The organism is Alkalilimnicola sp. S0819 (assembly GCF_009295635.1).
Classification (GTDB): domain Bacteria; phylum Pseudomonadota; class Gammaproteobacteria; order Nitrococcales; family WHIW01; genus S0819.
Genome location: NZ_WHIW01000009.1, coordinates 115,344 through 127,726, shown reverse-complemented (window position 1 = coordinate 127,726; position 12,383 = coordinate 115,344). Strand labels below are relative to the sequence as shown.

Annotated in this window: 10 protein-coding genes and 1 pseudogene; 4 read left to right on the top strand and 7 right to left on the bottom strand. The window is 67.3% G+C overall.

The features are described from left to right. Window positions 1–186: 186 nt before the first annotated feature. The 3 genes from GBG68_RS09440 to GBG68_RS09430 are packed head-to-tail and all read right to left on the bottom strand — an operon-like array spanning window position 187 to window position 4,044. Window positions 187–1,641 (bottom strand): NAD-dependent succinate-semialdehyde dehydrogenase, encoded by a 1,455-nt coding sequence (locus GBG68_RS09440; RefSeq protein WP_152146697.1) that lies wholly within the window; start codon window positions 1,639–1,641, stop codon window positions 187–189. Between the two features lie 4 nt (window positions 1,642–1,645). Then, entirely contained in the window at window positions 1,646–3,061 is a 1,416-nt protein-coding gene (locus tag GBG68_RS09435) for an amidase (RefSeq protein ID WP_152146696.1), read from the bottom strand. Further along, window positions 3,058–4,044: a D-2-hydroxyacid dehydrogenase gene (locus tag GBG68_RS09430; protein WP_152146695.1), complete on the bottom strand. Its 987-nt coding sequence runs from the start codon at window positions 4,042–4,044 to the stop codon at window positions 3,058–3,060. The genes GBG68_RS09435 and GBG68_RS09430 overlap by 4 nt, the downstream gene beginning before the upstream one ends. A 290-nt stretch (window positions 4,045–4,334) precedes the next feature. Between GBG68_RS09430 and GBG68_RS09425 the strand changes: the two genes are divergently transcribed. Further along, window positions 4,335–5,546 carry a pyridoxal phosphate-dependent aminotransferase gene (locus GBG68_RS09425; protein ID WP_152146694.1) on the top strand — a complete coding sequence of 404 codons (1,212 nt, stop codon included), beginning with the start codon at window positions 4,335–4,337 and terminating at the stop codon, window positions 5,544–5,546. A gap of 46 nt (window positions 5,547–5,592) precedes the next feature. Here GBG68_RS09425 and GBG68_RS09420 read toward each other — a convergent pair whose 3' ends face one another. From GBG68_RS09420 to GBG68_RS09410, 3 genes are all read right to left on the bottom strand, one after another. Continuing rightward, on the bottom strand, window positions 5,593–6,060 hold the full coding sequence (locus GBG68_RS09420) for a phasin family protein (RefSeq protein WP_152146693.1): 468 nt from the start codon (window positions 6,058–6,060) through the stop codon (window positions 5,593–5,595). Window positions 6,061–6,278: 218 nt separating this feature from the next. After that, complete coding sequence (locus GBG68_RS09415) at window positions 6,279–7,097, bottom strand: PA2778 family cysteine peptidase (RefSeq protein ID WP_152146692.1); 819 nt, start codon at window positions 7,095–7,097, stop codon at window positions 6,279–6,281. 76 nt (window positions 7,098–7,173) lie between these two features. Next, window positions 7,174–7,575: a PA2779 family protein gene (locus GBG68_RS09410; protein ID WP_152146691.1), complete on the bottom strand. Its 402-nt coding sequence runs from the start codon at window positions 7,573–7,575 to the stop codon at window positions 7,174–7,176. A gap of 71 nt (window positions 7,576–7,646) precedes the next feature. On the opposite strand from GBG68_RS09410, the pseudogene GBG68_RS09405 reads away from it, so the two are divergent. The 3 genes and pseudogenes from GBG68_RS09405 to GBG68_RS09395 all read left to right on the top strand — a co-directional run. Beyond that, window positions 7,647–8,051 (top strand): annotated as a pseudogene (locus GBG68_RS09405) (CoA-binding protein); the annotation flags it as partial. An 86-nt stretch (window positions 8,052–8,137) separates the two neighbouring features. Then, window positions 8,138–9,427, top strand: a complete 1,290-nt coding sequence (locus GBG68_RS09400) for an O-acetylhomoserine aminocarboxypropyltransferase/cysteine synthase family protein (protein ID WP_152146689.1) — start codon at window positions 8,138–8,140, stop codon at window positions 9,425–9,427. Between the two features lie 164 nt (window positions 9,428–9,591). After that, complete coding sequence (locus tag GBG68_RS09395; RefSeq protein ID WP_152146688.1) at window positions 9,592–10,260, top strand: GGDEF domain-containing protein; 669 nt, start codon at window positions 9,592–9,594, stop codon at window positions 10,258–10,260. Between the two features lie 504 nt (window positions 10,261–10,764). Here the strand turns inward: GBG68_RS09395 and GBG68_RS09390 are convergent. After that, on the bottom strand, window positions 10,765–12,345 hold the full coding sequence (locus GBG68_RS09390; RefSeq protein WP_152146687.1) for a bifunctional GNAT family N-acetyltransferase/carbon-nitrogen hydrolase family protein: 1,581 nt from the start codon (window positions 12,343–12,345) through the stop codon (window positions 10,765–10,767). Window positions 12,346–12,383 lie beyond the last annotated feature (38 nt).

The following is a 12,383-nucleotide window of genomic DNA, read 5'->3' as shown; positions in this document are numbered from 1 at the left end:
CTTCGCTCAAACAGGCAACCCGCTTTTTCCCTTTCCGGCTGCGATGCTCGGCTGCATCGACGTCCGCCCCAGACCGCACCCACCCCGGAACCCCATCCGTCGGCGCAAGCTCCACCGCTGACAGCGGGGAGAGATGCGACCGCTACCGGCGCCCCTGCGGGGAGGGGACGGTGATTCGCGCGTCGCTTACAGCGGTTGCGGGATGGTCTGAACCTCCACGAACTCGAACAGCCCCTCCTGGCCGCCTTCGCGGCCGTAGCCGGATTCCTTCATGCCGCCAAAGGGGGCTTCCGGGGTGGGGCCGGTGCCGGTGTTCAGGCCTACGTGGCCGCAGCGCAGGCGCCCCGCCACCCGCGCGCCCCGCGCCAGGTCGCCGCTGAATACGTAGCCGGCCAGGCCGAACTCGGTGTCGTTGGCCTGGGCGATGACGTCCTCTTCATTGTCGAAGGCGATCATGGCCACCAGCGGGCCGAAGGTTTCCTCCCGGGTCACGCGCATGCCCGGGCGCACACCGCGCAGTATCACCGGCGGGAAGAAATGGCCCCAGCCGTCCCCCGCGGGCTCGGTGGGCGGTTCGCCGTGGATCAGCTCGGCGCCCTGGTCCAGCGCATCGCGCAGGTGCTGGTGCACCTTGTCGAAGCCGTTGCGGTCGATCAATGGGCCGATGTCGGTGCCTTCCTCCATGCCATCGCCCACCTTGAGCCGGCTCACCCGCTCGATCAGCTTTTCGCTGAAGGCCTGTTCCACGGCCTGGTGTACATACAGCCGGTTGGCGCACACGCAGGTCTGGCCGCCACCGCGGAACTTGTTGCCGATGAAGTTATCGGCGGCGGCGTCCAGGTCGGCGTCCTCGAAGACGATGTAGGGCGCGTTGCCGCCCAGCTCCAGGGTGAGCTTCTTCACCTCCGCGGCGCTTTGTTCGATGAGCCGCTTGCCCACGCCGGTGGAGCCGGTGAAGCTCACCACCCGCACGTCCGGGTGGCCCATCAGGCATTCGCTGATGGGGCCGGCGGGCCCGGTGACCAGGTTGACGTAACCGGCGGGCAGATCCAGATGCTCATCGAGCAGCTTCATCAGTGCGATCAGGGTCAGCGGGGTCTTGGAGGAGGGTTTGATCACGCTGGGGCAGTCGGCGGCGATGGCCGCGGAGAGCTTCTTGGCGATCATGCCGATGGGAAAGTTCCAGGGGGTGATCAGGCCCACCACGCCGGCGGGGCGGTAATGCACCGTCCAGCGACAATCCCGGGGCGTGTCAGCCAGGGTGCGCGGAGCCAGCTCATGGATCTGGCGGGCACATTGGGCGAAGAAGCCGGCGGCGTACTCCACTTCGCCCTGGCCTTCCTGCCAGGGCTTGCCGTGTTCCAGGGTGACGATGCGGCCCAGCTCTTCCTTGTTTTCCCGCAGCACCCGGGCGATGTCCTCCAGCCAGTGCTGGCGCTGCACCAGGCTGTGGGGCGTGGCCAGGGTGTGGCGCGCGGCGTCGATGGCGCGGGCGGTTTCGGCGGCGCCCAGCGCGGGGACTTCGGCCAGCTGTTCGCCGGTGGCCGGGTTGTGGACGGCGAAACACCGGGCGCTGTCGGCCGCTACCCAACGGCCCTGGATATGGGCATGAACGGGGTTCAGCAGGGGCGAGTCGATCATGGGCTTACTCCTGGAGCAGCGGGGGCCGACGGTGATGGAGCGGGTTGGCCTGCTGGTAGGCATGGGCGGCGCGCAGCACCAGATCGTCCCGGTGGCGCGCGCCCACCAGTTGCAGGCCGATGGGCAAGCCGTCGCGGGTGAAGCCGCAGGGCACCGAGCAGGCCGGCTGGCCGGTCATGTTGAAGGGGTAGGTGAAGGGGGTCCAGGTGGGCCAACGCTCATGGGGCCAGCCCGCCGGTACTTCGCGATTGGCGTCGAAGGCGGGGATGGGCAGGCTGGGGCTGAGCAGCAGATCGTACTCGGTGTGGAACAGGCTCATGCGCTCGATCAGCGCGGCCCGCTCGTTCATGGCCGCCAGATAATCGAGCATGGAAAGGCGCGACGCTTCCTTGGCCACGCTGATCAGGCCCGGGTCCATCAGCGCCCGTTTCGCCTCGTCCAGGTCCCGCAGGGCATTGGCCGCGCCACCGTAGAACAGCCGTCCGAAGGATTCCAGCGGGTCGGTAAAGCCCGGATCCACGTGCTCCACCACCGCACCCAGTTCCTGGAACAGTGCCGCGGCGGCGGCGACGCTGTCATGAATCTCTCGATCCACCCGCACGTAGCCGAAGTCGGGGCTGTAGGCGATGCGCAGGCCGCGCACACCCTCGCCGAGCACGGCGAGAAAATCGGTGCGATTATCGGGCAGGGTGCTGTCCCGCGGATCCGGCTCGCTGATTACGTTCATCAGCAGGGCCGCGTCCTCCACCGTGCGGGTCATGGGGCCGGGGTGGGCCAGCGGCGCGAAGGGGCTGGGCGGCCACATGGGTACCCGGCCGTGGGTGGGCTTGTGACCCACGCAGCCGCAAAACCCGGCGGGGATGCGGATGGAGCCGCCGGCATCGGTGCCCAGGCTCAGCGGCCCCATGCCGAGCATCACCGCGGCACCGCTGCCGCCGCTGGAGCCGCCCGCCGTCTTGCTCGGATCCCAGGGGTTGTTGGTGGGGCCGCACAGGGGGCTGTCGGTGACGCCCTTCCAGCCGAATTCCGGCGTGGTGGTCTTGCCCAGGGGCACGAAGCCGTGGCGGCGCAGGGCGGCGACGGCCGGGGCGTCGGTGTCCCAGGGCTGCTCCGAGTCCACGGTGCGAGAGCCTTTGAGGTTGCGCCAGCCTCGGGTGTAGAAGACATCCTTGATGGCCGTGGGCACGCCGTCCACCAGCCCCAGGGGCTCGCCGCGCCGGTAGCGCTGCTCGGCGTCGCGGGCGGCGGCGAGTGTGGTGTCCGGGTCGATCAGGCAGTAGGCGTTGACCGCCGGGTTGTGGCGCTCGATACGCGCCAGGCAGGCCCGGGCGGCTTCCACCGGCGAGAGTTCGCCGCCGCGAAACAGGCGCAGCAGTTCCAGGGCGCTGAGATCGGCGATCCGGGTTTGCTGCTGGGTCATCCGTGCTCTCCCGTGACGTAACCCCGGGTCTTGTCGACCACATTGCGCAGCGGCTCGCCGGCCTGCCAGCGCCTGAAGTTCTCCACGAACTGCTCGATCAGCGCCTCGCGCCAGCCCAGGAAATCGCCGGCCATATGAGCCGACATGAAGACCTGGGGCATGGCCCACAAGGGATGCTCCGGGGGCAGGGGTTCCTGCTCGAACACGTCCAGCCCCGCGCCCGCCAGCCGCTCTTCCCGCAAGGCGGCCACCAGCGCCTCGGTGCGCACGATGGCGCCGCGGCCGATGTTGATGAAACGGGCGTGGGGGCGCATGGCGGCGAAGGCCCGCTCATCGAACAGGCCCTCGGTTTCCGGCGTGAGCGGGGCGGCCACCACCACATAATCGGCGTGTGCCAGATGTTCGTGCAATTCGCCCTGGGGGTGGATCGCGGCGAAGTCGGCATCGGCGGGCCGGGCGCGGCGGGCGATGCCTTCCACCCGCATGTCCATCAAGCCGGCCAGGCGAGCGATTTCACGGCCGATGGAGCCGGCGCCCACCACCAGCAGCCGCTTGCCGCTGAGCCGTTCGGTATCCCGGTGCTGCCAGCGAGCTTCGCGCTTGAGCGCCAGCGAGCCGAGAAAATCCTTGGCGAACATCAGCATCATGCCCAGCACCGTCTCGGCGATGGCGTGGTCGAAGACGCCCCGGGCATTGGTGATGGGAATGTCGCTGTCGCGGTTTTCGGGGAAGAGCAGGGCGTCCACGCCGGCGCTGGTGGCATGCATCCAGCGCAGCCGCCGGGCTTCGCTCCAGGCCTTGCGCAACAGCGGGGTGCGGAAATCGGTGACCAGCAGGATCTCGGTTTCGGGCACGGCTGCCGCCAGCGCCTCTTCGTTGTCCGCCAGCGTGATGTGTGCCTCGCCCCGAAGCTGATCCAGCCCCGGCGGCGGCCCCTCGTCCGGTGCGTGCAGGACGGTGATGTGGGGCATCGAATCCTGCATGACGTTCTCCTCGTGCATGTTTTCCAGGGAAACACTGTGCCATTCCCTCGGGCCTTTGCGGCCGCCGGGCAATCCTCGGCAAGGCCTCGGCCATGGCGAATGGCCAGGGCTTTGCACTCCCTTGACGTTAGACCTGCCCTCGCGGGGCGGTCAAGGTGCGGCCGAAGCCCCAGGGGGAGTGATCGGTGCCGCCCTTGCGGCGGGGTGGGGGCGCGCCTACGCTGCAGGTGAAGGCAGTGCTCATATTGCGGGGCCGCACGCCAGGCCCCGCCGGTCGGAGGAGACAGGCCATGCTGGAGCGGGATGTGGATCTGTACGACACCGATGAACCCATGTGGAGCCCGTCGCTGCAAGCAATACCCGTACCGGGTATCCGCCGCATGGTGAACCTGGCGGCGAAGCTGGACGATGTGATCCATTTGTCCATCGGCCAGCCGGATTTTCCCACGCCGGGGCACATCGTCGAGGCCCATATCGACGCCCTGCGCAACGGCCAGACCGGCTATACCATGGATGCCGGCCTGCCGGACCTGCTCACGGCGCTGGCCGAGTACTACAGCGGGCGCTGCGGCCGGGAGCTCACCGAGGACAATATCCTCATCACCACCGGTGCCACCGAGGCGATGTATCTGGCGCTCACGGCCACCGCGGCCCCCGGGCGCCAGTTCCTGGTCACCGACCCGGCCTTCAGCCTGTACGCGCCCTTGATCCGCATGAACGGCGGTGAGGTAAAGCTCATCCCCACCCGCGCCGAACAGGGTCACCAGATCGACCCCCAGGAGGTGATCGACAACATCGGCATGCGCACCTTCGGCATCGTGCTCAATTCGCCGAGCAACCCCACCGGCGCGGTCTATCCGCGGGAAACGGTGGAGGCCGTCGTCCAGGAGGCCGCCTACCGCGGCGTGCACGTCTACAGCGACGAGGTCTACGACCATATCGTGCTGGACGATATGGAATACCCGAGCGTGCTCGGTTGCACCACGGATCTGGACCACGTGATGGTGGTGAGCAGTTTCTCCAAGACCTTCAGCATGCCGGGGCTGCGCATAGGCTGGATCATTGCGAGCCAGGGGCACATCAAGAAACTGCGCCGCTACCACATGTTTACCACCACCGTCGCGAACACGCCGGCCCAGTGGGCGGGCCTGGCGGCGCTGCGCGGTGATCGGCGCTGTATCGACGAGATGGTCGCCGAGTACCGGCGGCGCCGTGACCGGGTGGTACAGCTGGTGGCGGAGACCCCGCACCTGACCGGCTACTGGCCCCAGGGCGGTTTCTATATCTTCCCCTCCCTGCCGCCCAACACCGATGGCAGCCATCTGGCGATACGCATGCTGGAGGAAACGGGGGTTTGCGTGGTGCCGGGGGATGCCTTCGGCGATACCACGCCCAATTCCCTGCGAATCAGTTACTCCACATCCATGGAGCAGATCGAGCTGGCCTTCGAGCGGATGATCCCGTGGCTTGCGAAGCAGAAACTGGGGGGCGGGTTTTACTGAGCCGAGGTGATCCGGGGCGCCGCCAGGGCGGCGCCCCGGGGCTTGATCAGGCGGAGCGGCGGCGGCCGCTGCTGCCTTCGGACTTGTCGGCGGCCTTTTCCGCGGTCTTCTCGGCGGTCTTCTCGGCCTTCTCCATCTGCTCGTTCATCTGGATATTGGCGCGCCGAGCCGCCTCGGTCATGCTGTCCATGTTTTGTTGCATGACGCGTTGGACCTGGCTGCTGAAGTCCTGGCCGATGTCGGCCAGGGCCTCGGCGTCCTCGGACAGGCAGCGGCTGTACTCGTTGGCATAGCGGTTCTGCTTCTCCAGATAGCCTTGCAGGCTCTGCGGGTCGCGCACCTCCAGCGCGTCGCGCCACTGGACAAAGGCCAGATGGCTGTATTTTTGTGCGGCTTTGAGCTGGAAGTCGGTCATGCGCTCCGCACTGTTGATCATCAGGGCGGTCATGCGGTGCATGGGTGCGGATATCCGGTCCAGTTGGGCGTTCATCTGCTTGAGGCGTTCCTCGTGCATTCCGTGAATCCTCCGTGATTGCGATTCATGAAAGATGTGAATTATCACCGGCGATCGGGAGCGGGGCGCGCTGCCCGCGAGGCAATGGATTGTGGCGGGGTGACGGCTAAATCAAGTGTTGGCGCGGGCTTTATTCGCGCCCAGCCGCCGGCCCCCACTAAAATGTGACACCGCGCCTGTGGGAGAGCGGTCCTGGCCACGAATTGATCTTCCTCGCCTTAACCTTGGCCGGCGCCGTCATGCTGTCGCAGCCAGCGCAGATTGTGCTCGATGCGCGCATCGCGCAGGCCACCGGCCAAAGCGTCTTGCAAAACTGCGATCGCGCGCTTGCTGTCGCCCGCCTGGTGCCAGGCGTTGGCCAGGCTCAGGTGGGCCTCGGCGCTGTAGGGCCAGTGTCGCCGCGCTGTGTGGTAGTAGGGCAGGGCGTTCGCGGCGCCCTGGGTGGTTTCCAGCGCATAGGCCGCGCGCAGGTAGGCCAGCGCCTCGGCCCCGGTGGGCACCTGGCCCGGGGGTAGCGTGAGCATGGCCCAGTGTTCGGCGCGCTCCCAGCTGCGCAGGAATCGGCGCAGGGGCATGGCCTGGGGGTGTTCGCCACCCCCATGCAGGATCACGGTGGCCCGCGCCGGCCGGTAGCCCACGACCACCGCATAATGCCAGCGCGGCCACCAGGGAAGCGCCAGGTTCTGCATCACCAGCACCGGGCGGCCCGCGCGCAGCTCGCCCAGCAAGGTTTCGAAGCCGCCGCTCAGGCGCCAGGGAAGACGGGCCCGCGCCCGCGTCTGCGCTATCAGCTCCGTCTGCAGGGTGCCTGCCCGTTGCGGGATGAACAGATCAGCGGCGAGATCATCGGGGCTGAGGCTCAGCCCACTCCAGCCCAGCATCATGGCCAGGGCCGCGGGGCCACAGTGGTCGCTGCGCTGGGGGTGCAGCGGCACGTTGTGCAGCGTGATGGGCGTGCCCGCGGCCGGCATGTTCGGGCTTGGGGGCGCGACCGCGCAGCCGCCGAGCAGCCCCGCGAGCAGCGCCCACATGGCCATCGAGCAGGGGCCCGGTGCCGGTCTCGGGGCGCGGCGCGCCCCGCGGGGGTTATGGCACGCCGGCGCCACGGCGGGTTCAGCGCACCGAGCGGGTGAAGGGGAAGATATCCGTGAAGCCGAGGATATCGGTGATCAGCAGCAGCACGAACACGAACACGGCCGCGCCGATCAGGTCGGTGCCGGCGGCCGGCAGCTCCGCCATGCGGTCATGCAGCCTTGCCACTTCGGCGTCACTGAGTTGCGCGACCCGTTCGCCGGCGGCCAAGGGGTCCACGCCCCAATCCAGCAGTTGATCGCGAATATCCTCCCGGGCGAGGAACGCTTGTAGTTCGGCCCGTTCATCGGTGGCGGCCTGCAGCCCCAGCACCTCGTCGGTGCCGATCAGCCCGGCCTGGGCGGGTGACAATACGCTGAACAGCAGCATCAGCGCGGCGAGCGCACGGCTGATCGAACCATGCAGGGCGCGGCTTACGTCCATGAGGTCGCTCCTGTATTGTTGTCGCAGGTTTTCACTGGGTGCGCGTGGCGCCCCTTTCAAGGCATGGAAAGATGCACGACGGCAACAGTATCGAGACCCTGCGGGAGATCCTGCACCGCTATCGTCGGGTGGCGGTGGTGGGCCTGTCCGCCAACTGGTATCGGCCCAGTTTCTTCGCCGCCAAGTACCTGATCGACCACGGCTACGAGGTGCTGCCGGTGAACCCCGCCTATGCAGAAGTGCTGGGCCGGCGCTGTTACCCGGACCTGCGCCAGGTGCCCGGCCGGGTGGAGGTGGTGGATATCTTCCGCCGTGCCGAGGAGGTGCCGGCCCTGGTGGAGCAGGCCATAGAGATCGGCGCGAAGGTGGTCTGGATGCAGCTGGGCGTGGTGCACGAGGAGGCCGCCGAGCGTGCCCGTGGCGCCGGGCTGCAGGTGGTCATGGACCGCTGCATGAAGATCGAGTACGCGCGCCTGTTCGGCGGCCTGAACTTTATCGGCGTCAACACCCGGGTGATTTCCGCCAAACGCCCCCGGGTTCTGCCCCACTGAACGGATCAGCCATGTCAGATCGAGAATTCGGCTTCGAGACCCTGTGCCTGCATGCCGGGCAAATTCCGGATGCGACCACCGGCGCCCGCGCCGCGCCCATCTACCAGACAGCCTCCTACGTCTTCGACAGCGCCGACCATGCGGCCAGCCTGTTCAATCTGCAGACCTTCGGGAATATCTACAGCCGCCTGAGCAACCCGACCAGCGCGGTGTTCGAGGAGCGCATGGCGGCCCTGGAAGGCGGGCGCGCGGCGCTGGCCACGGCCTCGGGCATGGCCGCGCAGATGACCGCCATGCTCACCATCCTGGAGGCGGGCGACGAGATCGTCGCCGCCAGCACCCTCTACGGCGGCAGCTACAGCCAGCTCAATGTCACCTTCCGAAAGCTGGGCATCCACTGCACCTTCGTGGACCCGGACGAGCCGGAGAACTTCCGCCGCGCCATCACCCCGAAGACCCGGCTGCTCTACGCCGAGACCATCGGCAACCCGCTGGGCAATGTGTTGGATATCCAGGCCGTGGCGGACATTGCCCACGAGGCGGGCCTGCCGCTGATGGTTGACAACACCCTGGCGAGCCCCTGGCTGTGCCGGCCCATGGAGCATGGCGCGGACATCGTGGTGCATTCGGCCACCAAGTTCATCGGCGGCCACGGCACGGCCATCGGCGGGGTGCTGGTGGAATCCGGCCGCTTCCCCTGGGACAACGGCAAGTTCCCCACCATGATGGAGCCTTCGGCGGGTTATCACGGCGTGCGCTTCTACGAGACCTTCGGCGATTTCGCCTTCACCATGAAGGCCCGCTGTGAGCCCCTGCGCACCCTGGGGCCAACGCTCGCCCCCCTGCATGCCTTCCTGTTCCTGCAGGGCCTGGAGACGCTGCCCCTGCGCATGGAGCGCCACTGCGCCAATGCCCAGGCGGTGGCCGAGCATCTGCGCGCGCACCCGGCGGTGAACTGGGTGAGCTATGCCGGCCTGCCGGAAGATCGCTATCACGAGCTGGGCCGGAAGTATCTGCCCCGAGGCGCGGGCGGCGTGCTCAGCTTCGGCATCAAGGGCGGGCAGGCCGCCGGGGTGAAGTTCATCGAGGCGGTGCAGTTCATGAGCCATCTGGCCAATATCGGCGACGCCAAGACCCTGGTGATCCATCCGGCCTCCACCACCCACCGCCAGCTCAGCGAGGAAGAGCTGGAGAAGGCCGGCGTGCGCGCGGACATGGTCCGTATTTCCGTGGGGCTGGAGACTCTGGAGGATATCCTCTGGGATCTGGACCAGGCGCTGGAGAAGTCCCAGGCCCCCTGATCGTTCACGCTTCGGGCCATGCCGGCGCCAGACGGTCAAGGACCCAAGGGCATCGATCGGCGCCTGCCTGGTACTTGCCGGAAGCCCTGCTACACTTTTTGAACGCCGCCACGGAACCGGGCGGCGCGCTGCGCTTATAAGCATAAACATCAGGAGGATGGACCATGCAGCATCACCCCGGGGCCGCCCGCGCCCGTTTACATGACTATTCCCTTTCGATTCTGCTGCTGGCCGGTGGCGTCGCCGCGCTGAGCTGGGCTGTGCCGGTGCAGGGGCCGTTGCTCGGCAGCGTGCTCCTGCTGATGCTGCTGGTCTTGCGACTGCATCGCCAGCGCCGGGAGTTGCAGTCCCGCCTGGCGGATCTTGCGGTACGCGACGAGGATACCGGCCTGCTCAATCGGAACGGTTTCAGCGAACGCGCGGATCATCTGCTCGCCATGCATCAGCGTTCGGACCTGCCGCTGGTGGCCATCTGCGCCCGGGTGCGAGCCGGGGAGTCCGGGAGCGCCTCGCCGGAAGCCTTGCGCGCGCTGGCGGGTATCGTCGGACGACGACTGCGGGTGACCGATCTGCTGGGCCGCGTGCGGGAGGACGAACTGGCGCTGTTGCTGGTGGATGCCGATGGCGCTCAGGCCGATCGGGTGATGGCGCGGGTGGCCGAGGAGTTCCGCGCCTGGGCGGCGCGGGGCGCGCCGGGCTGTGAGCTGGAGATCGGCCTGGTGCCGGTGATGGCTCAGCATTGGCGTTGTGATCAGCTGCTGCGCCGCGGGGAGCAGGTACTGGATAGACCTCGGAGCAGGGCGCCCTTGGCGGCTAGCTTGTCAGCGGGTTGATCCGTTTGGTGCCTGGATCGCCTGCATCTGCAATGTGGGTGCCAGCCGCCGGGTCAGGGTGGGCCTGCCCGGGTTCCACGTCTTGGTCCCGGGCTGCGCCCGGGACTTCCCTGTGCTCCTCGGTCCGGGCGGCGCTCCGCGAACTCGCTACGCCTGCGGCTCCGCTCAGACAGCGCTCCGCTCTTTTCCGCCCGGCCCTGCGGTGCTCGGCTGCGCCGACGAACCCGGGCAGGCCCACCCTGACCCGGCTCCCGAACGTTGGTGGAGCGCCCACCGGAGCTTTGAGGTCCTGGGGCTGGTACGGCCGGCGGCGGACGTCGATGCAGCCGAGCATCGCAGCCGGAAAGGGATCAGCGAGCAGCTTGTCTGAGCGAAGCGAGTTTGCTGCTCGCCCCTTTCCGGCGAGAAGCGCAGGGAAGCCCCGGCCGCAGGCCGGGGCCAAATCGTGGGCCGCCGCCGGCCGTACCAGCCCCAGGACCCGCGTCAACACCGCAGAACTCGCCTTCAATTGTCCCCCGGCCCGTGCCAATCCACCCGGTACAGGTCCGGTCGCCGGTCCTGGTAATTGCGCACCGAGCCTTCCTGGCGCAGTTCGGTGAGCTTGTTCAGGTCCAGGTCCACGATCAGGGTCATCTCGGTGTTGGGCGTGCCCTCGGCGACGATGGCGTCGTGGGGGAAGGCGAAATCCGAGGGCGAGAACACGGCCGTCTGCGAGTACTGAATGTCGATGTTCTCGATCTTCGGCAGGTTGCCCACGCTGCCGGTGATGGCCACATAGCATTCGTTCTCCACCGCCCGGGCCTGGGAGCACAGCCGCACCCGCTGGTAGCCGTTCTTGGTGTCGGTCCAGAACGGCACGAACAGGATCTGCATGCCCTGCTCGTTGAGCAGCCGGGAGAGTTCCGGAAACTGCACGTCGTAGCAGACCAGGATGCCGATCTTGCCAATGTCGGTGTCGAACACCCGCAGGCCGTCACCGCCCTGCATGCCCCAGTAGCTACGCTCGTCGGGGGTGACGTGCAGCTTGTACTGGTGGTCCATGGTGCCGTCCCGGCGCAGCAGGTAGGAGACGTTGTACAGGCTCTGGTCCCGGTACACCGGCATGGAACCGGCGATGATGTTGATGTTGTAGTTCACCGCCAGGCGCAGCATGGCGTCGCGGATCTCGTCGGTGTACTGGGCCATGCCGCGGATGGCCTCGGCCGGGTTCTCCTGGTTGAACTCCGCCAGCAGCGGGGCGTTGAAGAACTCCGGGAACAGGGCGAAGTCGCAGTTGTAGCCGGCCAGCGCATCCACGAAGAACTCCGCCTGCTGCAGCAGGTCGTCCATGTCCTTGAGGCGGCGCATCTGCCACTGCACCGTGCCCACCCGCACCACCGTCTTGCGATGAGCGATCAGCGGCTTGTTCTCCTCATAGAAGATGTTGTTCCACTGCACCAGCGTGGCGTAACCCCGCGAGGCATCATCGTCCGGGATGTAGTTGCGGATGATGCGCCGGACGTGGAAGTCGTTGGCCAGCTGGAAGCTCAGAATGGGGTCGTGGATCTCCTGGCGGCGCACCAGGTCGATGTATTCCTCGGGGCTGATCTCCGCGGCATGTCGTTCATAGCCCGGAATGCGTCCGCCGGCGACGATGGAGCGCAGGTTCAACTGCCGGCACAATTCCTTGCGGGCATCGTACAGGCGCCGGCCCAGGCGCATGTGGCGATACTCCGGGTCCACGAACACATCCACGCCGTAGAGTACATCGCCGTCCGGGTCGTGGGTGGAGAGCGTACCGTTGCCGGTGATCTTGTCATAGGTGTGCTGATCGCCGTAGCGGCGGTAATTGACGATCAGGCTGATCGCCCCCGCCACCACCCGGCCGTTGTCCTCGATGCAGATCTGGCCTTCCGGGAAACGATTGATCTGGGCGGCGAACTCCTTTCGGGTCCAGGCACCCCCCATACCCTTGTAGACGGCGTTCATGATGTGACGCACGTCCTCGTAGTCGGACAGGCGCAGGTTGCGCAGCTTCAGATGGTGTTCCTCGCCTTCGAGGCTGTCGATGACATCGCGGCCGAGGGTATCCGAACGATCATTCATACGTGCTGCTGTGCTCCACAAGACATTTAAGGCCGACC